The organism is Rossellomorea sp. GCM10028870, assembly GCF_042666755.1.
GTDB lineage: Bacteria > Bacillota > Bacilli > Bacillales > Bacillaceae_B > Rossellomorea.
In genome coordinates this window covers 59,003-84,001 of the sequence record NZ_JBHTGN010000001.1, presented here as the reverse complement: position 1 = coordinate 84,001, position 24,999 = coordinate 59,003, and the positions used below count along the sequence as shown (strand labels likewise).

The following is a 24,999-nucleotide window of genomic DNA, read 5'->3' as shown; positions in this document are numbered from 1 at the left end:
TTTTCGTTTACTTAATTTCTTTTCTTTGAAAAATCATGCTTCCTAAGGCACCAAATAACAGAAACGTCAGAATGGGAACCACTATCATATTTAAAATATCCCCGCTCTTCAACGTATCCACAATGATGATGTCATAAATCAACTTAAAGATGGAATGATTTAAAATGGTTTCAAACAAAGGCACTTTTGCCGCTAACATCTGCAGTGGCCAATCAGCAAATACAAAAAACAGAAGAAGAAACCCTATCGTTTTCCCACTGTCTGTGAACAGGATAGAAAAGATCGCCATGATGGAAGCGAAGGCTGCCCCGTACAATATAATCAGTCCCAGTGTATGCAGGTAATATGTCCACTCAGGCATCTCTGCAAATCCAAAATAGATGGCGCTGGATCCTGTCATCATAATCGGTAATATTAATGATATGATAATGGCTCCAATTGAAAATACGATCAGCTTTGCAGAGTAGATTCGGAACCTGCTATTGCCTGAAGATACGATACTTTTCATCGTACCCATGGAATATTCGCTTGTGATAAAGAAGCCTGCCAAAATACTTGGAATAAGCTTCACTATATTCGCATGAGGACCGAGAATGCTCTCCCGATAATAATCCTTTACAGTTGGTAATCCTGAAACCCCATTATCGAATTCTATTAGTGGAAACAACACTGCAGCCGCAACTAACATCCAGGTCAGGAATCGAAATGATCGGTCCTTCCTTAATTTATACCACTCCGTTTTGAGTAGATTACCCATGCTGTACACCTCCGATGCGATGACTAAAGTACGTTTCCAAATCTTCTCCCATCGGCATAAATTCTTCTATGACCAACCCTTCACTGGTTAAGATTTTGGAAACTTCACCCGGTACGTCAACATAGGCAAACAACCTTATGGTTCCATCAGGCATCACTTCAAACTCTTGTGTTGAAAAATGATTTTCTATTACCGTTGCAGCCTTGTTTGGATCATCCACTTTAATATGCAGGTACTGCTGACATTTTTCATTCAGTTCTTTCGCGGAAAGTTGTTCTAACAATTCTCCCTCATGAATAATCCCATAGTGAGTGGCCAGTAAATGCAGCTCACTTAATATATGACTGGAGATTAGTATAGTAATTCCATATTCTCGATTAAGCTTTTTAAGTAATTCCCGTACTTCGACAACTCCCATAGGGTCCAGTCCATTGATCGGTTCATCCAGAATCAGAAACTCAGGATCCCCTAATAATGCGATACCAAGGCCTAAACGCTGCTTCATTCCTAATGAAAAATCCTTTGCTTTCTTTTTTCCTGTATTCTGCAAACCGACTAAATTCAAGGTTTTTTCGATACAGTCTTTTCCCGGTATCCCTTTCAACAGACGGTGAGTTTCCAAGTTTTCAGCGGCGGTCATTTGCGGATACAGCGCAGGCCCTTCGATGATGGTTCCAATTCTTTTTCTTGCTTCAATAATATTTCGTTCCTGGCTTTCTCCAAACAATTCAAATGAACCTGTCGTTGGATACGCGAGACCGGTTATTAGGCGAATCAACGTTGATTTCCCGGCACCGTTCTGACCGATAAAGCCATAAATAGACCCTTTTTTGATCATGACACTCACTTTATGAAGCGCCATTTTATTTTGATATGTTTTTGATAATTGACTGGTTTTTAATACATATCCATTCATCAATATTTCCCTCCTTTATTCACTTGTTCAAAGGCCTCCTCTTTGAACACTCTTAAAGTATAAGAAGGAAAACGTAAGAAAGTCTTAAGTCATATCTTAAGAAAACCTTAAGTTTTAAGTTTATAGCCCATTCCCCAAATGGTTTCAATATACTCTTCATTCTGATTCGCTTTCGCAAGCTTACTTCTGATATTACTTACATGAACATTAATGGTATTGTCGTCCCCATGGAATTTCTCATTCCACACACTCTCAAACAAATTAGACTTTGAAAAAACCTTTTTAGGAGAGGACATCATGAGAAGCAATATCTCATATTCCCGTGCCGTTAATTTGAGTTCATTATCATTCACTGTCACTATTTTTGAGTCCGTATCCAATACGATATCTTTATAAATCATTCGATTTGTCAGTGGAGCATCTGATAGATCCCGATACCTTCTAAGACAGGAATCAATTCTGGCCGATACCTCATCAACATCGAAAGGTTTAGTAATATAGTCGTCTGCACCAGCTCTTAACGAATTGATCTTCGTTTGTGTTTCAAGCTTTGCCGAAATGATAATGATCGGAACATTACTTTCATTTGTGACCTTTTTTAATAGATCTTCACCAGATAAACCCGGGAGCATGAGATCAATTAATACCATATCCCATTTTTGACTGTCCAGGTAGATCACTGCTTCAGTACCTGAATATGCGGGCTTGGGGGAATAGCCACTTTTCCTGACAATATTACATAGTAAGCGATTAATATCCTCATCATCTTCAATTATTAGAATATCAACTGAATCCTTCAACTGAATCACCCTCACATTTATTACCATCATCATTGATTGAATTCAAGTCAATGTCAAGTGTGGAATAATCATTGTGTACCCACCTAAAAAAAATCGAGCCTAACATCTTTATGATTGGCTCTTTTCGTAAAGTTTGTTGCTTATTGTAGAGGGAGAAAGTAATAGTTGATTTCCGCTCCAGGATGCTCGCTTTCCGCGGGGCTGGCGGTGAGCCTCCTCGGCTGCGCCTCCGGGGTCTCACCTGTCCAGCTATTCCCGCAGGAGTCGAGCATCCTTCCGCTCCAATCAACTTTCTGAGGATGAATCCTTAATGGGGAACAATTAAAACAAGAATTTTAGCAAACAATCTCATTTAAGGTATGTAGAGATTGATTTACCTTTTAAGAAAGAAGAATTTTTTTTTGCACACCTTGAAGCTCTGTCAAGAAAATTCTTTTAAAGATGGTGAGGGGAACTGCGCAGACTCGGGCGGATTTTGGGCGTGCTGAGACCCCGTTCGGCTAAGCTGAGGAAGCTCGGCCGAACGTCAGCGGAAAGCGGAGAAGTTCCCTCACCATTCAGCATAAACTGGTTGACAGAGCCCTCGCAGATTCTATATTAGAAAACAACAATCTTTGCGAAAAGAGCCTTATGATTTCAAACTCGATTTCTATGGTTAAGCTATTGTTTCCCCTAAATCACTTTATACTACTGGATATAAACATGGAGGCATCCTGATTCATGAAAATACGTTCTCCATGATGGAATGTCTTGATTTCCGTTGACTTAAATCCCGCTTCGGATAGCTTTTCTTTCAGTTCTTCATGGACAAAGCCGTTATGAACCTTCGGGTGGCTGATGTTATCGTTTTTGTCAAAATCAACAATTATGAGCTTGCCACCATCATTCAGAATGTTGAACAACTCTTTTAGAATTTTTTTAGTATCGGGAATATGAAGAAGGACGAGTGACATTAACACGATGTCAGCCTTAAGAGCAGGAGTACCCTGGGTAAAATCTGAATAAAGTGCTTCCGAGTTGGTGATACCTTTTTGAGAAATCTTTGCTTTCGCAACCTCTACCATTTGTTCTGATGAATCAACCAACAAAATGGATTCCACTAAATCCGTTAATTCCAGACTAATCAGACCGGTGCCACTCCCGTAGTCGATTAGAGATTTTGATTTACTATTTTGTAGTTCTTGTTTTACTTCCTTTACAATTACTTTAGCTAATTCTATTCGATCTTCTGTATCGTATCTTTTCGCCATCTCTTCAAAAACGTTATTTTCCATATTTCACTCTCCTATCCTTAGCATTGAAGCTGCGTGGTAAACATTATATCAAATCATGAAGATCCAAGTGGACGCGATGGAACAAGGAGAGCTTTATAACTCTATTTCCATCCTCCTCATTTTTGTCTTTACATTCATTGATTCATAAAACTTTATAGCATTTTCGTTAAACTCCCACACGCCTAATTCTAATGAGTCTGCTTCTATATTCTTTGCGAATTCTAATATTTTCCCAAAGAATATTTTCCCCGCTCCTTTTCCTCTGTACATACGATCAACACCAAAATCGTCCATATAGACCACTTTCCTTGGAATGAGAATGGGTCTTTCCTCTGTATGTTTGATCGTAAGGATTGTATAAGCGATTGGTTGGTCTTCTTCCAGTAAGTAGACCTTTGTATTTTCTCCTTCTATCAAGTTATTAAAATACTCTTTGTCTAACGTAGTATCAGCCATCTTATAATGATCCGGTCTTTCCTTTGTATGAATTTCGTGCACTTGTCTTTGGATTTGATGAACCACATCATAATCATTCCGGGTGGCTTCTCTAATGTGCATATTCAATATACTTTCCCCCTGATGTTTGCTGTGTTGATTTTAATGTAAACTTCCGATACATAACAATATTAAATTAATCCTTCTATACCTTATCCTTCTTCCATTTATAAGGGATTTTCGACCAATTATATAACATCAAGAACAAGAATATAAAAAAGCAGATCATGATATTATCTATCCAATGAACTTGTCGATTATCGATTATTTGCCAAACAGTTGATGCCAAGAAATATATTAAGGGGAGACTGATGCTTTCCTTAAACATTTTTATCCCACTCCCTTCTTTGTGAATTGCTTTCACAAGTAGTTATTCATCGATTAAACTACTTTTTCAATTAATACCAATTATTTCAAAATCTAATATCTTACTCAAGAAGAGTTTTTACAAAAAAAGTTATTTATGGTTAATTTAATGTTTTATTAAGGTTTATTTCACTTTCTGTAGGTATGATTATAATGTTCAGAACTATTTGTTTTAAAGCTGATTTTTTAAATAACAATGAGAGTAGGCTATTTTAATGAATACAGAAATCAATGTGGAATTTTGCATATATGGTGATGAATTAAATCCTGATGAAATTACTAGACTTCTAGAATTGCAGCCCTCCCTAAGTTATAGAAAAGACGATTTCATCAGAGATAATGGACTAATGAAAAGGTTAGAGGGATGTTGGGAGATTAATACAGGTTACGCTCCATCAGTAGATATTAATGATGCTTTGAGTAAAATGAAAGAAATTCTCGATGAAAAGACAGAGAAAATCCTTCAGATTAAAAGAACCAATACGTTTGACTGTAAAATGACAATTGTTATTAAGATCTATAATAATAATGTACCTGGTATGTATTTTTCTCCATCTACATTATCCTTTATTGTCAACGATTTAGAAGCTGAAATGGATATTTGCACTTATGTAATGTAAGTGCACGAAAACTTATATCTGTCACTCTCTCAATAAAATGTTAACGTGCCGAGGGTCAGACACTGAAATCAAAAATAAAACATAAATAAACAGATCATTATATTATCTGTCCACTGAACTTGTCGATTATCGATCAAACTACTTTTTCACTAATACCAATTATTTCAAAATTATCTAGTGTACTTAAAAATAAGTTCTCCATTTGGGTCTCTTTCATTCGTTAACTCAAAACCTATGCTTTCATATAAACGATGAGCTATTTTATTTTCTTCAATGATACTTAAATAAATAACGTTTACCCCATATTCTTTCGAAACTATGTCTATTAGTTTAGTCATTGCAATTTTTCCAAAGCCTTTACCTTGAAAATTTTGATCTATCATTATTCTATCAATCCAAGTATCTTTATTTGAACCAAACGAACCATACATTGCAAAGCCAATAATCTCCTCATCAGAATATATAGCTACCGGGTGCCATTCATGGTGAGCCTTAGCCTCTTCCAGACATTTTTCTACGGTTTCAATAAATTTATCTTGGCCAGGTTTTAATTTTATATTTTTTACTATACATACATTAGTTTTATCAATATCTCTAAAATACAAATTGCTCATGGAATTATCTATACCTCCACAAATTTAGAAAAAACAAATATAATTGAATGCTATCTTACTAATACCATTTTGAGCAAGAGAGTTCTTCCATTAACTTGATCTTTAATAGAACAAGAACAGAAAAGTAGTATCTGTCCCTCACTACAATAAAACGTTATCGTGCTGAGGGTCAGACACCAAAAACCACAAAAACCGGCCAGTACAAAAGTGGCCGGTTTTTATGATGAATGTGGAAATCAATCTTGTAACCCTTTTATTTATAATGTTTTAAGAAGTCGTGAACCCATGTAATATCCGTAGAAAATTCCTTATTTGCACCAACCCAATATTGAAGAAATTTTTCTTTATACTCTTTCCATTCGGGATACGCTTCTTTAAATGTGTCAATGAATAATGAATTCCCTGCAAGGATTGCGTGGTCTTCATGGGATATTTGCAAGCCCCACTCTCCTTGTGGTGAATAGAGGGAATTCTCGACCACAAGAGGCATGGATTGATAGTCTTCGTAGGAAATGGTACTCTCGACTACCCAATGCTGTGGTGCCAACTCCGAGTGAAAGTCCTGTGAAAGATTAAAAGAATCACCTTCCGACTCCGACACGAAAAAGGTCCCCTGTCCAACCTGTTCAATGGATTTCATCAGAGCATGGAACTGATTTTCCTGAAGATAATAACCGTTGGTCGGGAAGATCAGCACCTTTTCGTTCAGGGTTTCTTGAAATGGATTGCCAAATGGATCCGATTTCTTACATACTCTCTGGAATGATTCCTTTAACCGGGAAATGTCGTCTGCCTTTTGTACTCTTTCCATTCAAATACCTCTTTCCCTATAGAAACTTTATTTTTCTAACGCCTTTTATGCCGTTTACGTCAATGGTAGGAGGACCTGATTTAGAAGATTTCCTGTATGTAAAGGTTACTCCGTTTTTGTCTTTTCCGACAAATACTCCAGGTGATACTTCCCTTTGACTGGAGACTTGTGCATTGAAGAAATCCCAGGCATCGGAAGCAGTGCCGTACATTTTTTTGATGTCATTTTGATCCGCTTTTGGAAGTGATTTTAAATCGTCTGCACTCCATTTTTTCTTCAAGCTTTGTTTCAAGGCATTTTTTACGGCTGTTTTTCCAAACTTTTTAATAGCATACTTTATACCTAATCTTAATACAATACCCACTATAATCGGAATAACTGAAGCTTGTAGAGTGGTAGAGTTGATCTCGTACTCTTCACCTGTTTGCGTATCGGTTAAAGTAGCGATCAGTATCTCATCATCTACTTCGTGGAAGACAACATGGTAGGATTCATCATATACATTTCCTGATTCATCCACGATGCTTCCTGTGATCATCGCATCTTGGCTATCAAGGTCCATGGATAGTTCTGTATCAATTTTCAGGTCTTCCTCATCTACTTCCATATCTAAAACAAGTTTCTCATCACTATCTTCTTTAATCTCTACTTTCACCTGTTCTGAAAGATCGACATCATGTTCCTCACTAACCGATCTTTCAGCCTGTTCTAAATCGATTCCTTGTGGTTGAGCATCTTCCTCTGTTGCTGCCATGGTCCCTTGAGGGAGTATGGAGAACAATAATGTGATGACCAAACACTTTAGTACTAGTTTTCTCAATGTGCGCACCTCTTTATTTTATTCTTACAAGTCCATGTCCATAGTCTTGGTCCGGTCCTGTTTCTCCTAAATCTATCGCTTCTCTTTGCAGCATCTTGTAAATGTTCTTGATCCCTTTGTGCTCACGATCTAGTATGCGGGCTGTATATCCAGATATTTGGGCAGCAGCGAAGGAAGTACCGCTGAAGGTTTCCAAGTCCCCATCTTTATTGATTGAAAGAACCTCTGTCCCAGTCGCGGCGAAATCAACCTTTCCCCTTGCCGCTAATGAAGATCGGACCATGTCGGAGTTTACAGATGTGATGGACCATACGCCTTCATAGCGTGCCGGATAGTCAGCCTCTTGCCCCAGTGTATTACCCGCAGCCGCTATGATGATAATCCCTGAAGAAAGCGCCTCATCAATTGCCTTCTTAAGGAGTTGATCATCTACTTGAAAACCGGAACTGATATTGATGATGTCTACCTTCTCTTGGATGCACCAGTTGATTCCTTTGACCAAATCGGCTACCTTCCCGTTGCCTTTCTTATCTAGAACCTTTACATCATATATGGACACATTTTGAGCCAGTCCGCTCATTTCGCCTCCCGAATCCTCGGCAGCTATGATGCCTGCGATCGGAGTCCCGTGACCATAATGATCTTCAATCGGTTGATTCGGCTGAATGACATTAAATGATTTATGTATCTTTCCTTTCAATGCCGGATGGTCTTTATTAATTCCACTATCGAGTACAGCGACCTTGATTGGCTGCTTCTCATTAATCAAGTGCAAAAGAGCTACTCCGAACAACAATGCGATGATGCCTATTACACGATAAGTCTCTTTACGTTTCATTTTGTTTGACGTAACCTTTCTCTTGGTCGACACACTTTTGACAAGATACATTCTGTTGATAAATCGATCGATTCAACCTTTTTTGAAGAATTCTTCTTTCTATATTATAATGGTGGAAATTTACAGGAAGCTTAACGGAAGCTTAAAGGAACCTTAACTTTTCTTTCCTTAATAAAAGCAAAAAAATACGCCCAATCCCAACTGGGAGAAAGCGTATTTTCTAACTTTTTTACACTAATTCTTTACCTCAAATCAAAGCGATCTGCATTCATCATTCAGTAATATGATCAGGAGTCCAAATAGCCAGGTCTTTTCCTGGTAAGGCAATTACAAGTTCACTATCCCCATCAATCCCTGCTTGCCAACATTCAAATTCGTCATGATATCCGTTTATAAATAATGAATAATCGTTTTCAAATCGAATGAGTAAGTGGGGAGCATGCTCGTCAACCAGTTCGATTTTTCCCACCACTTGTCTTCTCATTCGAATGATTTGGAGATAGTTTTCTTCTTCAGAAAGATCTTCTATTTCATCCTCTTTTGAAGGATACTGTTTTACATTTGAAGACAGAAGGCACCACTTAGATTCAATGTTTAAAAAGAGTTGGGCATCCTCGACATCGGTGTTTTTATAATGAAAGAAAGATAGCCTAAAGGGACCTGGGGATACCCCGAATTGAACTCCATCCAGTTGAGATCCTCGGAAAAGGTGGTTAAGCAGGGTCTCTGCTTGAACTTTATCTTTTGTTTCCATTTGGTTTAAACTCCTTATTTCTTGAATTTTTTTATTAGCTTTAAGTTGTGGCGGGTGAGAACTATTAAAAATTATGTAAGTTTAATAATCTATTGTATCTAGACTTCACTTTATTAAATGTCAGTCCTGGTTATGTATTTTTGTTAAACTACAAATAGTCTATTCTAAGAGAAACGAGGTGATTGACTCATGGTAAATATGACAGAGGAAGAAAAACAGCAATCTATTGAAGCATTTCTATCCATCATTCGTAAATCTGAAAATGCCCTTGCTCATATGAAACCTGGTGCTCCTCAGACAAAGTTGCTTGAGAAGCGATTGAAAGCAGCAAGGATTGGCGCAGATGTGCTTCATGCATGTTGGGAAGGCAAAGATTTAGATGTCAGCAAAGAAGATTTGATAGAGGCAAAAGGGGTTCTGGAGGGTTTGCTGTTGACGCTTCCTTCCTTTCTTGAGAAGCTGAAGCCCGGAAGTGGGCAGCGTACCTACATCGAGAGAAGGATAAAGGCATTTCAGATTGCCGTTTCCTATCTGCATGATTCGGTCAACTAAAATAGCTGACTGGGGACGGTTCCACTATACTTTTGGGATAGAGAGAGAACCGCCCCCGCTCTACTATGACCAATTTTCACAATTCTTTATTCCACAATATAAAGAGACTCACGTAAAAAAGGGAAATATACGATTCCCCTCATTTTCAACCGCGTTTTCTTTTACTTTTACAAATTACGACCTATTGGCACTACAGTAAAATTTTACAAAAAAATGAACCAACTAATTTTGATTATCAAATGGTAGATGCAGGTAATTCATCAATATTCATACGAAGTAAACTATAAGGTTTTTGTCGCAGGTCTTTTCCATAATGAAATCTTGCCTGTCGATGTAATTGGTTCACAATGACATATAAGTATTCATCCGGACCAATCGAAAAAGTATCCGGCCATAAAATTCTCGGATCATGTGCGATGGTTTCCATTATGCCATTCGGCAATATCTTTCGAATACTATTGTTCTCATAATCTCCAGCATAAACGACCCCTTTTGCATCTGTAATCATTCCATCAGATGCACCTTTTTCTCCCCAATACTCCACATGATAAGGTAGATCCATGTCCGGTATATTTCTGTCTCTCAGGGCTTCTGTTGGGATCGAGAATAGATGACGACTTGTTAGTGGACAAAAAAACAAAACCTTTCCATCAGGAGAAATCGCAATACCGTCAGACGCCAATCTAAAGGGAGAAGTCCCGCCATCTTTATTTCGATTCATCAACACTTTTCCTTCTACTTTCGGTATAAAATAGGGATCGGGTGAAGTTGAATTTGCCCCATTTAACCGTCTAAATGCGTTTCCATTTTCTAAATCTACGACGATAATAGCTCCTGGTCCTTTGGAAGAAGAATCCGTTATATAGGCATAACCAGCGTTTCCAACACGAAAATCAAATCGGACATCATTCAGGTAAGTTGTTGGCAGGACAACATCCTCTGTAAAGGTATATACTCTTCTAATTGTATTGGTTTTTAAATCAACAGCGACTAATTTCGCCCCACCTTTAATTGGTTCAGAAAAATTGGGTGCCGCTGTATCTAATACCCAAAGCGTTCCCCTTCCATCAGCAACTACACTTTGGACACTGATGAAAGTCATTGTGATATTCTCAGGGTTAACCGAATTGGTTTGTAAATTAGGATAAGGCTGCAATTTATCCTCAACAATTTCCGCTACCGTAAATTTAACATCGTCTCCCCATTTCGGAAAACAAATAAAAACACGACCAGTTTCCGAAACACTAACACCTGTAGGCATAGCCCCATAAAATGAATAAACTAGTTCTAAATTGCCGAAATATTTTTCACTAGGTAACATAGGTGGTTTCATAATATCCTCCTCAAGCATTCAAACGGGATATCACCTATATATGATTTATATTTTTTCTAGTGCATGTTTCTTAATAAGTTTTTTTATACGAAAAGATTATTGAATTGATCGTTTTCTGAATTTTATAAGTCTGTCAGAAAGAAAAAACGCTGAAGATCAGCTGTCTGATCGATCTTCAGCTATAACTTCCGTTAATGGAATAAGCAAGCCTATTATTCACAAAGATTAAATACTCTTTCAAATTCACCATCTATTATTAGTTGTTTAACAACTCTTTTAATATCTTCCCGCCTAATCCTCTTCACTAAAATCATATCGTTTGACCAAAAATATCCCCCATTTAAACCCTCACCTGTTTGTGCATTTTTCTCAGGAGAGCGTAAGGATGCTTATACTATACGCGAATAGTAAGCTACATCGGCAACTCTGCCGTGTAAATGCGATTCAGGCAACACCGCTACCAAAGTAAATCCGAGTTTTTCAATTAACTTTTTTGACTGAATATTATTATTATCTATAGTAGCAAATAGGCGTTTAAGGTGTAATGTGCTTTTACTATGGTCAATGACCGCGGAAACCGCTTCATACGCAAAACCGCATCCCCAATGCTCCCTCATGAAGCGATAACCAATTTCGCCAAGATAACCTTCTGCTATTTCTGGAATCATTACATCACCGATGAATTCATCCGTATCTTTTAATGCGACAGTCCATTTTGTTTCAGTACGATTCCTAACCATTTCTAACATTGAGTCTTCATCACGAGGGGGATTAATTCCAAGAAATTCTCTTACTTCATCATTGTTCAACATTTTAAGCATATTGGGAATGTCTTTTTCTGCTCTCGGACGTAAAATCAATCGTTCTGTTTGAATTTTCGATGCTTCTTTTTTTGCCATGATTTATTCCAGCCTTTTGTACATTATATTAATAATCTATCAATGTGAACGGAATTGAACTTCATCGTTTGTTATCTCCTTATGAAATTTTTAATATAATTCGATACCGATTATTTGGATTCCTTCTTCAAGTAACCTGCCCGTTAATCCACTACCTTCAACAAAAAGACGTTAATCCTTTTTAGATCAACGCCCTCTTAACTTGAAGATTGGGGACATAATACATTATTGTCGTGTATCTACATACAAGTAGCTGGACAGCAACAAAAGGTTCCGATGATGAATACTTTTTAAACGACTAAAAAGAAATGACCAAATTGTACTCATCTAATTTCATAATGTGGTTATTGTTTTCAAACCAATTCCATTCTACAGGTCCGTACTTAATTTATCCAACCACCGAATATCATCTCCCCCTTTAGCGAGTGGAGAATTGCCGCGCTGAAAATCATTGTCTAAATATTGTTCAGTCCTTCTCCACCCTGTAAAGATTGATCAACCAAATCATAGGGCAGTGGATAAGGAACAATAGTAACCGGACGTTCAATCTGCTCCTTAAGTAATTGGGAGATTTCCTTCATTGGTGGATGAATCCTAGACGCACTTTCTAAAATTGGTTCGAAGAATGACAAGGTGTTGATGTAATAATAAGTCATGATTTCTTACGTTTTCGTTCTAAAAATATAGGGGCTATATTTAGTAAGATAGAAACAATTGTCAAGAACCATAGTGCCCTTGCCATACCAGGTACTACATCCGATAAAGCCGCCCAATCTTCCACTCTTACCAACCGAGATACATAACTGTAATCTGCACAAAGTGTTAATGCTGTAAATGATAATCCTAACGCCATAGCGAGCTTATAGTCCTTTCCTGCTGTATACATATAAAGATTTATAAAAGTTGCTACTATTGCAATAACCCCTAATATTACCCACATAACTATTCCCCTCCAATATATTTTTATTTATGCCATGCAATAATGTTCTTCACCTCAATTTCCTATTATTTCCACTAACCTCCCCAACAATGGAAGGTGGCAATTGCCTGGGAACAGTTGGCTGATCTTAGTTATTGCCCCCGTTAAAGGAATAACCTGATAATACATAAATTACATAAAAAGGACTTTAATCTAAAACCAGCCTTACACCAGTATCCCAATTTATAATAATAAAAGAAGCCATTATTAGTATACAAAATAATAGCAAATTCAAAGTAGCTCCATAAAAATTCCTTAATGACAGCACTCTTAGGATAAAGTCGATAAGACTTAGAAGGGCAATAGTCATAAGGAGAGCTACAAAAATCAAAATATATTCACTCATTAGTATCCCTCCACAAAGTGGTTAATGTTAAAATTTATGAAAAAGTCAACGTTATTATTACACTTGTCCAATTGTGTATAGTAACTTCTTGGAGTTCCATTATCCTGACCATTAGCTTGATTCCAAATTTCACGATAAAGGGGCTTATCCTGTTCTGGATAAGCCCCTTTATATTGAATTTATTTGTCTAAACCTAATTTGTAATGCTACGTATTTTACTTAAACACTTTCATCGATCCTGCAATTTCTATCATTTCTTGTTTGTTAACAGTGTTACTATCCATTTCTACAAAAGTTCCTTCTTGATTCCAAGTAAGTATTCCACCAGGAGCATTATCATAGATTTTAAAATATCCTTTGTTTCCATTAATATTAACGGTTTCCGCATCTTGAAATGAAAATTCCGATTGAGTTTTTGATAATTTTCTTTGTCCAATTCCGACTAAGAGAACTTTATCATCTTTATCCATATAGTGTAATCTGATTTGAGTGAAGCCATCATTTGCCCATTCAGGATATGTTTTAATCTCCAATGTACAATCATTAGGTAGTTTATCAGGGATAAGAACATTAAAACCAATCTTACTAACGAGTTCTTCAATCTTAATACTATTGTGATTGTATTTAATCTCTTTAGCTTGAACACGTTTTGATTTGACGATTTCAGCAAAAGTAAACTTTTGGTTCAGAACAGTTGAAGTCAAAGTTATAATTAAAAAAAGCAATAGCACTCGTTTACAAAGCATATTCTAACCCCCATTTTTAATTGTAGTTTCCCACAGCAACAATTATCTATTAATGGAAATTAATTACTAACCGATCGAACCAAAAAAGTAGGTGGGTAGGTTCCAAGGAGTGGCGACTCCAAGTATTTGGACAATTATTTACTGATTCAGTTTCCTCCAGCAAAGTAAAAAAGATGGTGGAAAAAGAGCAGATGATTCAAATACTTCTTAATGCTTGCCAAAATTTAAATAGTATTACCGTTAGTTTCCTGGGAGAGGTAAAAAAAACAGCCATTCCTTTATGAAACGGCTGTCTCCTTATTCTGTTATGTGGAATAACTTTTGAATTCGCTTACTCCGTTATACTGCCCGTTTACTTGAACAGAGGACGGCTGCTTGTTCAACAAACGCCCCCGTTAGTTGAATACCAATACTTGCATTTACTCAAAATGAAACATATTTTCCACTTCTTCGCTTGCTTTGGGTAAATCCATTCCTTTTTTCCAAATTAATATATTATCTTGTGGGGTTCCATAGTACAACGCTTTTATCTCCGAGTCACGATTTACCTCTTGAGCTTCAATGTCAAAAATCTCATAACCTTTTACCATTGAATATGGTGCCTTCGCATGTTCCTTAATTACTGGACGGAAAGGAGTTAAGTAAAAGTTCCCTTCTTCATCCATGTGATATTTAATTGTATTTAATTGATAACCATCAGTGAGTTCTATATGATAAACAATTTTCCCATCTGACAATTCACTTACCTCTTTTATCTTCACCACACCAGTTGGCACATCTGTGATGTCCCAATGAAACAAACTGATATACCCCAAGAAAATAAGAGTAAATACTAATGTACTAATAACTATACCTTTCATAAAGGATTTAACTCTTGAACGGTTCCAAAAGGAAGCGATATTTTTTATAACATTACCATCGTTATTATTTTTTTCAATTTCTCCTTTCGGAATTTTAATATCCTCTTCTATTCTAGCTAATTCACTCTTGCACTCATCACACTCGATAAGATGTTCTTCAACCATTTTCTTGCTTTCTCTACTACATACATTGTCATAATATAAAGGAAGTATATCTTTGACTATTTCACATGATATTTTCTTCATTTTGCCCCCTCCTTTAACTTATTTTGTATCTTTTGTTTAGCTCGGTGAAATGTGACTCTTGCCCAACTCTCCGTTTTCTCAAAGAGCTGACTTATTTGCTTAAAGGATAGTTCTCCAAATACTCTTAGTGTGAACACCTCTTTATAAGGCTCATCTAAGCAATGTAACACCTGATGAATTCGAAAAGTCTCTTCCTTACTAAGTATCATCGCTTCGATACTATCCTTAGTTATTTTTTCTCCTACATTTTCTGTATTATCGTATCGTTTTTGTTTGCTGAGATAAGTAAAGTAAGTATTTTTAGCTATTTGACAAAGCCATACGTTGATTTTGCAATTGCCGTTAAATTTATCGATACTTTTTAAGGCCTTAAAGAATGTTTCCTGTGTTATTTCTTCGGCAACTTTTTCATTACGGCTTAACGATAATAAAAACGAGTAAACATCCCGAAAATATTGATTGTATATATTCTCAAACTCTGCCACATTTCAACCTCCCTTCATATGTAAGACTATGTTAAAGGTATTTCGTTACAAAAATCACAAAAAAATTGGCAGACACATTTTAGGTCTGCCTTTAATTACAATAACAAATTAGAATAACTTTCTACTTTCTGATTTTAAAATTCCTAATAAAAGATTAGATTACTGCCCTATAATTGAACAAAAAGAAAGCTGGAGATCAGATGCCCGATCTTCAGTTATTGCCCCCGTTAATTTAATATGCTTCTATTCCCAATTAATGTATCTTGCGTCTCCTCCAAATAATTCATCAGCTATTAAGTTACCTTCTTTATCAAAAGCTCTAATAGTCCATGTATCCTCTGAATATTCCTCAGTCACAAATAACACATAGTTATCTTCTACTTCTTTCAAATAATATTCGTCAATGTTTTCTCTTACATTATCAAGCGTTAATTGGTATTTATCCGATGGTGTTACACCTTCCATATGGTTTCCTAGTACAATATACTCAATATTAGAGTTTTTTGCAGTTTTAATCGCTACTAAAAAATCATCATCGTCGCCAATTCCAGTGGCTTGAAAAGGTTTACCTTCCTCTACCATATCGCCCCATGAACCACCATCATATCGATACAGAAAACCAAACTTCTTTTCAATTTCCGCAACTCCAAACGTATTGGAAGTTTTATCTTCAAATAATACTGCTTTTGCATAACCGCCAATATCACTGGAGCTAATCAGTTTAACATCTCCTGGTACAGCATTTATCTCTTTAAAGTGCAGTCCTGATAAACTACCGATTAAAAATATACCTATAATTATAAAGATAACAAATAAATTTTTCTTCATTTTCTCCCCCTATAAACGCAAAAGGTCACTAGCGTTCTTCCATCAACCTTTTACTTGAACAAGGGCGGCTGCTTTTCAGCAATCGCCCCCGTTAGCTTAAGTATAATCCTTCACAAACTAATAATAACTTTTATTTGCTGTAGAACCCAAAAAGAAGTGTTCACCTCTCTAAAATAAACACCCCTTGTATATATATCTAGTCGAAAGTTTGACACTGTTTTTGGCTTTCTTCTTGCGTAATGTGTTTCTTTATTTTTACATTTTTTACTTGTATTCCTGTTAGGTTAGAATCCCTCACAAAAAAAGTAAGTTTATCATAATCGCTACCGTGGTGTCCTGAATAGTTTAAAGCACTGGCAAAAATAAGATGTCTTCTGGGATCCCCATCAATGGGTTCAATTATGATTTTTGGACACATAAAAAAATCATCATAGGATGGACCCAAATAATATAAATAACGTGTAAATAATGCTTCCTCAAGCAGCTCTTCTTTAGTTGGACCGTTCAACTCTTTTCTCCACCCTACTAAGATCCAATCATAAAAAGATTGTGACTTTAACCGTGTTTTTTGGCTATTTTGCGAAACTATAAGTTTCCATCTTTAGCCGTACAGGTTTTGCGTTTATTGACAGTTACACACGTATAAGCGGGTTCAATGGTAATCACTTCACCATTTGCCATTTTTAATGTCAATTTGTTGGATGGGTTATCTAAGGATACCTCGCTTGTTCCATTTACACGGCTAGAGTTATTAAGCCAGTGTACCACTTTTCTGAGTACCCGTTCTTGAAAACCATCCTTAATACTGAATACACGCTGCTGCCCAGAATCATTTTCAATCTTAATGTTTTGAATCTCATAATGCTTTAATGAGTGCGTCGTTAATTGTTCCCCAAAAGGAACCCGTTGATTGATATAATTCTTTGCTCCAGCCATTGGGCTGCTAATTAAAAATCCAATAAAGAATAGAAAAACAAAATTATATTTCTTCATAATAGTGATTTACCTACAACTAAAAATTCTAAAAAGACATCTCTTACATTACAAGTCGTATCATTGTAAAAATTGTTTGTTCCCAAAACAACCAAAAGAGTAACCTCCTTGTTTTTAATAAGCTCTAATTTTTAGTTTTGGGAATATCATTTACAATTATTCTTCTTCAATTAACCTGCCCTTTAACTTAATTCCAATTATTTCAAAAAACGGCATCTTACTCAAGAAAAACTTTAAACAAAAAAGAAGCTTATCCTGCCCCGGATAAGCCCCGTTAATTGAATAATTCTCTTCTATTAGATGGCATTTTTATATTGGATTAAATGAAAATCATTTAGCTGATTTCCATATATAACGCAAACGCCCCCAGTTTGTGTAATATCAATCAATGTAAAAGAGCTGCATAAATCGCTACTTCTTTATGGACATATTCGCTGCTTCAAGAGCATGAATATAAGTTGTGTCAAACAGAGGAACATCGGAGTCCTCCTGTTTTATCAATAATCCAATTTCTGTACAACCTAATACAATAGCTTTAGCTCCAGTTTCGATTAAACCTTGGATTACTTTTCTATAATAATCTCTAGATGTTTGTTGAACCTTACCTAAACATAACTCTTCATAAATAACCTTATTTACAATCTCTCTTTCATTGTCATTTGGTATGATAACCTTTATACCCTTAGACTCTAAACGTAATTTGTAAAAATCTTGCTCCATCGTATACCTTGTGCCGAGTAACCCTACTGAACTAATTCCTTGCTCTTTAATTTGATGAGCTGTTGCATCTGCAATATGCAAAATAGGTATATTTATTTTTTCCTGTATATCACCAATAACCTTATGCATGGTATTGGTACATATGACGATAAAATCTGCGCCAGCTTTTTCAAGAGAGTGTGCAACGTCACCCAATGTTTCACCAGCCTTTTTCCAGTCACCCTCTGACTGATAACGCTCAATTACTTCAAAGTCAACGCTGTATAAAAGGCATCTTGCAGAATGTAACCCCCCTAATCTTCTTTTCACTTCTTCGTTAATAATCCGATAATATTCAGCAGAGGATTCCCAACTCATTCCACCAATAAGACCAATAACCTTCATGTTAAAACCCCGTCTCAGCCTTTTTTGTTATTCTAATTCAAATCAACGCTCCTATGGAACAAAAATACATCTTCTTAAAAAATTCAATAAACTGATTGATAATCCCTACGTAGTATTCAATAATATGGTACTAAAATGAAAATGAACACTTATCCTTGTTACAGAATAGCGCCCAATAACGGAATAACCGTACTTATTTTACATAAAATTTTTCTTCTAAAGCATTCTCCGCAAGCTTTAAATTTTTCTTTAAATACTCAGGCAATTCCTGGTTTCTCAGGATTTCAGAAGTAGCCATCCATAAAACATCATCAACTTCTTCTGTACTTTTAGCGTATGGCTCCCCCGATTCTGGTCGACACAGAAACACGACATCAATTACATTGATTCCTGCTTGAGTTACAAAAGAGGAACTGTTCACATACTTAAGATCAATAACTTTGATGCCTACTTCTTCAAAAACTTCTCTAATTAACGTTCTTTCAAGGATATCACTTGAAAATCCTTCAACTTCACACTTACCTCCAACTAGTGAAAGCATACCACCAGCATGGTCCTCTTTTTTACTTCTTCGGATTAGCAACCACTTACCATTACGATGAATAGCACCTTCGACATTTACTACAAACATATAAAATCCCTCCTAAAAATATTGGCTACCAATTAAAATCTAACCAACCTTTATTGTATTCAACAAAAAGAGGCATAACCCTTCTTGGATTATCGCCCCCTTAGCGAAATAAACTATTTCATTTTTATATCTTGTTTTTGTGCATAATCGTTAATTTCTTTTAGTAGGTTTTTTCTATAAATAGATGTACTATATGGAATATCTCTTTGGCTTTCACCATGAAATGTATATTCTGGAAATATAATAAAGTTCTCTTGGTCCATTTTTTTTATAATAAACTCGTTACCTTCAAACTCACCATTTCTTACATGAACGTTTGAGATGAAATATATTATTTCATCATATAAATCTTGATACATTATTTCTGATTGTAAAAACCTTTTTATCACGTTATCCATATAACTCACTCCCTCTTTTTCCCATAGGACAACATTTACATAGTATTCTATTAACCTGTCCGCTAATCCAATAACTTCAACAAAAAAAGCGTAAATCCTTCTTAGATCAACGCCCCCGATAGTTGAATAATCAATGTTTGCTTCATAAACATAAAAATCATAAATGATAGGAATTCTTATTGTCTGTTATCCCTTTTTTTTACTGACACCACATTCAACTATTAAAAGCAATTTATGAAAAGAATGTGCTCTAACGATTACTTAATGAGTCTTTGTTATATAAAACATGCCGTTCTTCTTTATAGACATATTGACAAGAATTAATTTATATCATAAATTATACATATAATAACTATGCATAGGTTTACTATGCATTAGAAAGGTGGACTGTTTATGAAGATAAGCAAAGAATTGCTAAAGGGTAGTACCACTACTCTTATTTTGAGTTTGCTTAATTCTAAACCAATGTACGGCTATGAAATTATTAAAGAACTGGAATCGAAGTCTAATGGAATTTTTAGTTTTAAGGAAGGCACGATCTATCCCATCCTTCATAGCCTTGAGGAAAAAGAATTAATTGTATCTTACTGGGGCGAAGGGACCGGAAAGAGAAAGAGGAAATATTACAAGATTAATAACCAGGGCAAAGAATTTATTCAAGAAAAAAAAGAAGAGTGGTCCGTTTTCAAGAATGCTGTTGACGAAGTTTTAAGTGGGGAGAAAATCGTATGGGATTAGATAATAAGTTTGAAATGTATATTAGAGATTTGTGTAAACGGATTAAAAATAAGGATGTACATGCCCATATAAAACTGGAAATTAACGATCACCTTCATACGCTCAAAGAGGAGGCAATGAGTACGGGACTTTCAGAAGAAGAGGCTATAGATCAAGCATTAGCACGTATGGGAGATTCAGGAGTTTTGGGAAAGCAGCTTAACAAAACACACAAAGCCCCATTGGATGTGAAAACCTTGCTGCCAGTGCTGACAGCTTCTCTATTTGGGCTGCTGGTTATGTATTATTTGCAATTCCATTCGGCTTTTACAGAGCTTCAAGAACTGAAAGTTTTCAATAAAAGTCTTGGCTTCTACGTGTTGGGTGTCGTGCTCATGCTAAGCCTATTTATGCTTGATTACAGAAGATTGATGAAATACTCCAAGCACTTCTATGCGGCAACAATCCTCATACTCTTATTGACCGTTCTCATTGGAGTTAGAGTCGATGATGTACCATTTTTAAATGTAGGTTTGGCCACTATTAATTTCACTGAGATCACTCCATTCCTACTGGTCATTGCTCTTGCAGGAATCTTTCATTCCTGGGATTGGAATGATAATCGAAAGTCTTGGTTTGGAGTAGGTCTTATGTCAACACCTATCGTCTTATTGGCGACTACAGGAGCCTTCACAGCTACTATCATTAGCATCATTGTCTGCGCAGCAATCATGCATACGTCAAGGTCCAGCCTTAAGCAAACTATAGCGTTTACCCTTGCTGCTTCTATATGGCCCATCTGGAATTTGCTGTCTCTTTCTCAGATATACTCCATGGTAAGCTTCTATACAGATCTTAAAATAGGTGAGGCTTATTTTATAGGAAGTGCCCTTCAGGTGACCCCAAGTTTCATTTCTGAGGTCCATACAGATTTTATCTTGGCTTACATCATCTATTCGTTTGGGTGGCTAGCCGCAATCACGGCTGTAACCCTGGTTATATTTTTTATTTATAGAATATCGATCACCGCCAAAAGTGTGAATTCACCTTATGGCAAGTTGCTTATTACAGGATTGGCAGCAGTCTTTTCAGCTCAGTTTATACTAAGCCTACTGACGAATCTCGGTTTATCTCCACTCACTGGTGTTTCCGTGCCATTCATGAGTTATGGAGGTTCACATTTATTGCTGGAGATGATATCCGCAGGACTGATTCTAAGTGTATATAGAAGGCGAAGAACCAAGGAGACAGTTTCCTTGACTCACGGTCCGCAAAGTAATTAGAAGCGATCCATAATGGATTCAATGCTGCAAGAAGCCATTACTAAAAAATCTCAGACTATTTGCCAGTCTGAGATTTTTTAATGGGCTACTTTATTAATGATAAAAAAGTGCCAAATCCTTTATACTCAAACGGTTCTTCCGTTGCGGTCTTTAATTACCTTCTTCCACGAACCTGCTACATCTTTTAATAAATTCATTATGAAAAGCGTTTATCTTTCTTGAATTAACGCCCCCTTTAATTGAAGAGTAGGTTACTTATAATAAATTGCTTACCCTTCATTGTTTCTTTTTTTGAAAATATCTCTGTATGTAGCTAGGAGTATGGTGAAAATAAATAACAGAGGTAAAACCACTTCATAACTATTAGTATAAGAACCTTCTTCCCAAAATACGATAATGCCCATACTTATAATAACCACTCCAGAAAACCAATAAAAAGCATTTTTTGTTATCCGTCTTCTATATAGGTTAATAATTACGTCTCCAATTGCTACCAATAAAGCGACAACCCTTGTTATAAAATTCGGCTCATAAACAAACAGACTGACGAATATTAAAATTGCAGCAATCAAACTTACTATTCCTGATTTAAGCGTTGTAAAATCCAAATAAATCCACCTCCAGTTTCTGTATGTATCCCTCTTTAGCTAATCTGCCCAATATTTGAACAAAAGGCGGCTGCTTGTTTAGCAAACGCCCCCGTTTGTTGAATAAGTAGCTCTTAGATTTTTTCTAAGATTGCTTTAACAAAGGCTGTTTTCTCTTCTGCATATTTATGTTTGTTACTTTTATTTAAGCTTGCTAAATCAAGTTTGAGCTGTTCATATTTAATTCTTACTGCATCATTATTTCTCAGATAATCTCTGAACTTTAGTTGTTCAAGTAAATAATCATTTCCACATTGATACATATGGATTTGATGAGTTCTTGGCTCCCCCTTGCTAAAATAATGTCTGTCAGGCAAAATATTTGTACCTTTATATGAATATCCCAACTCCTCTAAAAATGAAGCTGTATTCTCCCCATCAGTAAAAGTTTTGATTTCTATGGCTATATCAATAATTGGTTTTGCACTTAAATGTTTTACTGAAGTACTTCCTATATGGTGAATATCCTTTATATACCCACCAATTTTATCTTGGATTTTTTCTTTCTCAAGTAAAAATTCCTTATTCCATTCCTCTGTCCAAGGAACGAGGAATACCTCTCCTTTCGGCAAGCCTAACATCTTATTCCCCCTTTTTAATATGGATGCGATATTTAAACATTGGAATATCGTACCATAAATAACCACTCTTATTCCATTAACCTGCCCAATAATTGAAGATTGGCAATAGTCGTGGTCTATTAGTTGATATTTCAGTTGTCATGCCGACTAGTTAGATAATTTAAAATCTCTACTCTATTTTTTGCTTTTATGTTATTTATTAATAATAAGACAGCGTGAATAGATATATAGCCTAAGATGCCACAAATTGTATTTAGAATTAAATCATCAACATCAAAACTTCCAAACTTAAAAACGAATTGAATTAGTTCAAATGTTAGACTTAAACAGAATGTAGCTATTATAACCTTCTTAAACAACCGAAAACGTTTTGACACTAAAGGCAAAATAAAAGCAAAAGGTGCAAAGCCAATTATATTTCCTACTAAGTTTTCAACTCTAATATTGAAATTTATATCTGCTAAGAACAAATAAAATATTATTGTTTTAAATGGAATAAAGTTATGGTTGTTCCAATAGTCGCCGTCATAATTAAAAGTAAAATGACTAATGATGTCAGGCATTGTTAGATATTTAAATAGGATTAGTTTTGAAAGAACTAATAAATAAAGAAACATAACCACTAATGAGATTACTTTTATAATTACCCGCATAATTAAATTACTCCTATCTCACTTTTCGTTAACCTGCCCGTTAATTCTTCTTAGATCAACGACCCCCGTTTATGGAACACGGAATTATTTTATCAATCAACCAATTCAACAGAGAGAGTATTAATTTGAGCTGGATTCGATTCTTTAATGGTGCCATCAAATTCTACTTTTACCTTATCTCCAAATTGGAATGTTTCATCATTATTCACGGAAAGGTCAACAAACACATTACCTTCAGGATTACCCTTAAATACTTTAGCAGAAACAAGAGCAGTGTTACCGTTAATTTCCTTGATTGTTCCTATAAAACTGGAACTTTCCGTTTTGATTTCATTGTTTTTTTCTTTACTTCTGTCTGTTAAATTAGAGCACCCAACAATGGTTAATAAGACAATGGTTGCTAATGCTATAAATATCCTTGTCACTAACATTATTCCTCCCATTTGGGATTATTAAATAGGAAACCTTAAATTATTTAGTCAAGATCGCATTCTTAATTCTTGTCGTATCCACTCCGGCTTTTTGCAATTTCCTTTCAGCTTCACTTTCAATTAAATTCTTTAAAAGTTTTAGATTTTCGTCAAACTCAACATGCTTGCCCATCATAAAACTCATTCTGTGTTCAATTTCTATCCATGTTGATATATCTGCTTCGTTGTGTTGAATTTGGGCTTCTAATTTATCTAAAGCATTTGCAACTTTTGCTTCATATGTCTCTTTATTTTCAAATTCGAACCATAGATTGTAAAGGTCATCCCCTAATGAACCACCTAAAATACTCCTTATCTTTTCTATTGATTTAATCTCATTAGTTGTCTTTTGTTCCTTTGCTACATGATTATCCATGGTATCAAATGCTGGAATATCTCCCGCTTCAGCCTCAACCAAATCATGGATTATAATCATTTTTAATAATTTTGAAGTATCAACCTTTTCCATTAAATAAGGTTCTATTAGAATAGCCAATAGGGCAACTCTCCAAGTATGTTCGGCTACACTTTCTTTTCTACCATTAGATAACCAACTGTGTCTCATTTCAAATTTTAACTTTTCGCCCAGTTTGATTATTTCCAGAATCTTCAATAGGTTTGTTTCCATTTTAAAACCTCCTAATACTATTTGAAGAGTAGTTTATTCCATTATCCTGCCCGTTAGCCGAAGATGCTAACGCTTGCTGGCGTAGTTGAAGGGAGGTGGCTGCTTGTTCAGCAAACGCCCCCGTTCATTCAACAAGGAAAAATTATTGTTTCAAATTTTTGAACCACACCAAGGACAAAAATAAATGCTGATACTTGACGTGCCGCCATCATGAATTATCAAACCGTAGTCATTATCCTTTTCGTCAAAAATGATTATCTTGTCGGGACATGTAAAGGGGTTCTTATGTATATCACACTCGAAGTTAGCATGATAAGCCATATCCTCACAACAATGCTTTTTCATAATTTTATTTCTCCTTATTTAGTACAAACACTGGTTAGTGAAGTAACGGAAATTCATTATAGTTTGTTAAAATCATTTTCTTGTTCTTGCTGTTCTTTTAATTCTTTTCTAAGGTTCTCTATTCTTTTTAACTTTCTTAAAGTCGATAATGAGAAAAGTGTGACAAGAATATATTTCATTGTAATTTCGTATTTGTTTTGCTGAATAATC

33 protein-coding genes and 1 pseudogene are annotated in these 24,999 nt (G+C 35.7%); 5 read left to right on the top strand and 29 right to left on the bottom strand.

Translation table 11 applies throughout. The annotated features are described in order from the left end of the window. Positions 1–7 precede the first annotated feature (7 nt). The 5 genes from ACFQWC_RS00460 to ACFQWC_RS00440 form a co-directional block, all read right to left on the bottom strand. Positions 8–757 (bottom strand): ABC transporter permease, encoded by a 750-nt coding sequence (locus tag ACFQWC_RS00460; RefSeq protein ID WP_377105588.1) that lies wholly within the window; start codon positions 755–757, stop codon positions 8–10. After that, complete coding sequence (locus tag ACFQWC_RS00455; protein ID WP_377105586.1) at positions 750–1,673, bottom strand: ABC transporter ATP-binding protein; 924 nt, start codon at positions 1,671–1,673, stop codon at positions 750–752. Before ACFQWC_RS00455 ends, ACFQWC_RS00460 begins: the two co-directional genes overlap by 8 nt. Before the next feature lie 107 nt (positions 1,674–1,780). Next, positions 1,781–2,473, bottom strand: a complete 693-nt coding sequence (locus tag ACFQWC_RS00450; protein WP_377105584.1) for a response regulator transcription factor — start codon at positions 2,471–2,473, stop codon at positions 1,781–1,783. 677 nt (positions 2,474–3,150) lie between these two features. Beyond that, entirely contained in the window at positions 3,151–3,747 is a 597-nt protein-coding gene (locus ACFQWC_RS00445) for a class I SAM-dependent methyltransferase (RefSeq protein ID WP_377105582.1), read from the bottom strand. A 93-nt stretch (positions 3,748–3,840) separates the two neighbouring features. Further along, positions 3,841–4,305, bottom strand: a complete 465-nt coding sequence (locus ACFQWC_RS00440) for a GNAT family N-acetyltransferase (protein WP_377107192.1) — start codon at positions 4,303–4,305, stop codon at positions 3,841–3,843. A gap of 518 nt (positions 4,306–4,823) precedes the next feature. Between ACFQWC_RS00440 and ACFQWC_RS00435 the strand changes: the two genes are divergently transcribed. Continuing rightward, positions 4,824–5,228 (top strand): DUF4279 domain-containing protein, encoded by a 405-nt coding sequence (locus ACFQWC_RS00435; protein WP_148969994.1) that lies wholly within the window; start codon positions 4,824–4,826, stop codon positions 5,226–5,228. A gap of 170 nt (positions 5,229–5,398) precedes the next feature. On the opposite strand, the gene ACFQWC_RS00430 is transcribed toward ACFQWC_RS00435, so the two are convergent. The 5 genes from ACFQWC_RS00430 to ACFQWC_RS00410 all read right to left on the bottom strand — a co-directional run bounded on the left by ACFQWC_RS00430 (position 5,399) and on the right by ACFQWC_RS00410 (position 9,065). After that, on the bottom strand, positions 5,399–5,842 hold the full coding sequence (locus tag ACFQWC_RS00430) for a GNAT family N-acetyltransferase (RefSeq protein WP_148995996.1): 444 nt from the start codon (positions 5,840–5,842) through the stop codon (positions 5,399–5,401). Positions 5,843–6,095: 253 nt separating this feature from the next. After that, positions 6,096–6,653 (bottom strand): hypothetical protein, encoded by a 558-nt coding sequence (locus tag ACFQWC_RS00425; RefSeq protein ID WP_377105579.1) that lies wholly within the window; start codon positions 6,651–6,653, stop codon positions 6,096–6,098. 16 nt (positions 6,654–6,669) lie between these two features. Continuing rightward, positions 6,670–7,473, bottom strand: coding sequence for an SAR2788 family putative toxin (locus tag ACFQWC_RS00420; protein WP_377105577.1), 804 nt, complete (start codon positions 7,471–7,473; stop codon positions 6,670–6,672). Positions 7,474–7,486: 13 nt separating this feature from the next. After that, positions 7,487–8,311, bottom strand: coding sequence for a S8 family serine peptidase (locus ACFQWC_RS00415; RefSeq protein WP_377105575.1), 825 nt, complete (start codon positions 8,309–8,311; stop codon positions 7,487–7,489). Positions 8,312–8,582: 271 nt separating this feature from the next. After that, a complete protein-coding gene (locus ACFQWC_RS00410; RefSeq protein ID WP_377105573.1) occupies positions 8,583–9,065 on the bottom strand; it encodes a hypothetical protein in 483 nt (160 codons plus the stop codon). 189 nt (positions 9,066–9,254) lie between these two features. Here ACFQWC_RS00410 and ACFQWC_RS00405 point away from each other — a divergent pair, with 189 nt between their 5' ends. Continuing rightward, positions 9,255–9,617, top strand: coding sequence for a hypothetical protein (locus tag ACFQWC_RS00405; protein WP_148970000.1), 363 nt, complete (start codon positions 9,255–9,257; stop codon positions 9,615–9,617). A 235-nt stretch (positions 9,618–9,852) separates the two neighbouring features. Here the strand turns inward: ACFQWC_RS00405 and ACFQWC_RS00400 are convergent, their stop codons facing one another. From ACFQWC_RS00400 to ACFQWC_RS00380, 5 genes are all read right to left on the bottom strand, one after another. Beyond that, positions 9,853–10,968, bottom strand: coding sequence for an L-dopachrome tautomerase-related protein (locus tag ACFQWC_RS00400; RefSeq protein ID WP_377105571.1), 1,116 nt, complete (start codon positions 10,966–10,968; stop codon positions 9,853–9,855). A gap of 371 nt (positions 10,969–11,339) precedes the next feature. Beyond that, positions 11,340–11,849: a GNAT family N-acetyltransferase gene (locus tag ACFQWC_RS00395; protein ID WP_377105569.1), complete on the bottom strand. Its 510-nt coding sequence runs from the start codon at positions 11,847–11,849 to the stop codon at positions 11,340–11,342. Positions 11,850–12,304: 455 nt separating this feature from the next. After that, a complete protein-coding gene (locus ACFQWC_RS00390) occupies positions 12,305–12,430 on the bottom strand; it encodes a hypothetical protein (RefSeq protein WP_377105567.1) in 126 nt (41 codons plus the stop codon). A gap of 71 nt (positions 12,431–12,501) precedes the next feature. Next, entirely contained in the window at positions 12,502–12,789 is a 288-nt protein-coding gene (locus ACFQWC_RS00385) for a hypothetical protein (RefSeq protein ID WP_377105565.1), read from the bottom strand. A 600-nt stretch (positions 12,790–13,389) separates the two neighbouring features. After that, complete coding sequence (locus tag ACFQWC_RS00380; RefSeq protein WP_377105563.1) at positions 13,390–13,920, bottom strand: DUF4367 domain-containing protein; 531 nt, start codon at positions 13,918–13,920, stop codon at positions 13,390–13,392. Positions 13,921–14,017: 97 nt separating this feature from the next. Between ACFQWC_RS00380 and ACFQWC_RS00375 the strand changes: the two are divergent. Then, positions 14,018–14,204 (top strand): annotated as a pseudogene (locus tag ACFQWC_RS00375) (IS1595 family transposase); the annotation flags it as partial. A 135-nt stretch (positions 14,205–14,339) separates the two neighbouring features. Here ACFQWC_RS00375 and ACFQWC_RS00370 read toward each other — a convergent pair. The 8 genes from ACFQWC_RS00370 to ACFQWC_RS00335 all read right to left on the bottom strand — a co-directional run bounded on the left by ACFQWC_RS00370 (position 14,340) and on the right by ACFQWC_RS00335 (position 19,465). Further along, the gene (locus tag ACFQWC_RS00370) at positions 14,340–15,026 is read right to left on the bottom strand and encodes a zf-HC2 domain-containing protein (RefSeq protein ID WP_341356758.1); all 687 of its coding nucleotides are present in this window, start codon (positions 15,024–15,026) and stop codon (positions 14,340–14,342) included. Beyond that, complete coding sequence (locus ACFQWC_RS00365) at positions 15,023–15,511, bottom strand: RNA polymerase sigma factor (RefSeq protein ID WP_341356759.1); 489 nt, start codon at positions 15,509–15,511, stop codon at positions 15,023–15,025. The genes ACFQWC_RS00370 and ACFQWC_RS00365 overlap by 4 nt, the downstream gene beginning before the upstream one ends. A 243-nt stretch (positions 15,512–15,754) precedes the next feature. Continuing rightward, positions 15,755–16,339: a hypothetical protein gene (locus ACFQWC_RS00360; RefSeq protein ID WP_341356760.1), complete on the bottom strand. Its 585-nt coding sequence runs from the start codon at positions 16,337–16,339 to the stop codon at positions 15,755–15,757. Between the two features lie 196 nt (positions 16,340–16,535). Continuing rightward, complete coding sequence (locus tag ACFQWC_RS00355) at positions 16,536–16,847, bottom strand: hypothetical protein (RefSeq protein WP_341356761.1); 312 nt, start codon at positions 16,845–16,847, stop codon at positions 16,536–16,538. Between the two features lie 77 nt (positions 16,848–16,924). Then, a complete protein-coding gene (locus ACFQWC_RS00350) occupies positions 16,925–17,332 on the bottom strand; it encodes a hypothetical protein (RefSeq protein WP_341356762.1) in 408 nt (135 codons plus the stop codon). Between the two features lie 411 nt (positions 17,333–17,743). Continuing rightward, positions 17,744–18,436, bottom strand: coding sequence for an aspartate/glutamate racemase family protein (locus tag ACFQWC_RS00345; RefSeq protein ID WP_282139143.1), 693 nt, complete (start codon positions 18,434–18,436; stop codon positions 17,744–17,746). A 193-nt stretch (positions 18,437–18,629) separates the two neighbouring features. Continuing rightward, positions 18,630–19,067, bottom strand: a complete 438-nt coding sequence (locus ACFQWC_RS00340) for an NUDIX domain-containing protein (protein WP_148996006.1) — start codon at positions 19,065–19,067, stop codon at positions 18,630–18,632. A 113-nt stretch (positions 19,068–19,180) separates the two neighbouring features. Continuing rightward, entirely contained in the window at positions 19,181–19,465 is a 285-nt protein-coding gene (locus tag ACFQWC_RS00335; RefSeq protein ID WP_282139144.1) for a hypothetical protein, read from the bottom strand. Between the two features lie 393 nt (positions 19,466–19,858). Here ACFQWC_RS00335 and ACFQWC_RS00330 point away from each other — a divergent pair, with 393 nt between their 5' ends. Further along, positions 19,859–20,203 (top strand): PadR family transcriptional regulator, encoded by a 345-nt coding sequence (locus ACFQWC_RS00330; protein ID WP_125479584.1) that lies wholly within the window; start codon positions 19,859–19,861, stop codon positions 20,201–20,203. Continuing rightward, positions 20,194–21,465, top strand: coding sequence for an FtsW/RodA/SpoVE family cell cycle protein (locus ACFQWC_RS00325; protein ID WP_341356763.1), 1,272 nt, complete (start codon positions 20,194–20,196; stop codon positions 21,463–21,465). Before ACFQWC_RS00330 ends, ACFQWC_RS00325 begins: the two co-directional genes overlap by 10 nt. Positions 21,466–21,734: 269 nt before the next feature. Here the strand turns inward: ACFQWC_RS00325 and ACFQWC_RS00320 are convergent, their stop codons facing one another. The 6 genes from ACFQWC_RS00320 to ACFQWC_RS00295 all read right to left on the bottom strand — a co-directional run bounded on the left by ACFQWC_RS00320 (position 21,735) and on the right by ACFQWC_RS00295 (position 24,789). Further along, entirely contained in the window at positions 21,735–22,073 is a 339-nt protein-coding gene (locus tag ACFQWC_RS00320; protein ID WP_341356764.1) for a hypothetical protein, read from the bottom strand. Positions 22,074–22,186: 113 nt separating this feature from the next. Further along, on the bottom strand, positions 22,187–22,693 hold the full coding sequence (locus ACFQWC_RS00315; protein ID WP_341356765.1) for a GrpB family protein: 507 nt from the start codon (positions 22,691–22,693) through the stop codon (positions 22,187–22,189). Positions 22,694–22,824: 131 nt separating this feature from the next. Beyond that, on the bottom strand, positions 22,825–23,346 hold the full coding sequence (locus ACFQWC_RS00310; protein ID WP_377105557.1) for a VanZ family protein: 522 nt from the start codon (positions 23,344–23,346) through the stop codon (positions 22,825–22,827). Positions 23,347–23,438: 92 nt separating this feature from the next. Continuing rightward, positions 23,439–23,771 carry a DUF3221 domain-containing protein gene (locus ACFQWC_RS00305; RefSeq protein WP_377105555.1) on the bottom strand — a complete coding sequence of 111 codons (333 nt, stop codon included), beginning with the start codon at positions 23,769–23,771 and terminating at the stop codon, positions 23,439–23,441. A gap of 46 nt (positions 23,772–23,817) precedes the next feature. After that, the gene (locus ACFQWC_RS00300; RefSeq protein ID WP_377105553.1) at positions 23,818–24,444 is read right to left on the bottom strand and encodes an HD domain-containing protein; all 627 of its coding nucleotides are present in this window, start codon (positions 24,442–24,444) and stop codon (positions 23,818–23,820) included. Positions 24,445–24,594: 150 nt separating this feature from the next. After that, a complete protein-coding gene (locus ACFQWC_RS00295) occupies positions 24,595–24,789 on the bottom strand; it encodes a DUF6980 family protein (protein WP_148996010.1) in 195 nt (64 codons plus the stop codon). Positions 24,790–24,999 lie beyond the last annotated feature (210 nt).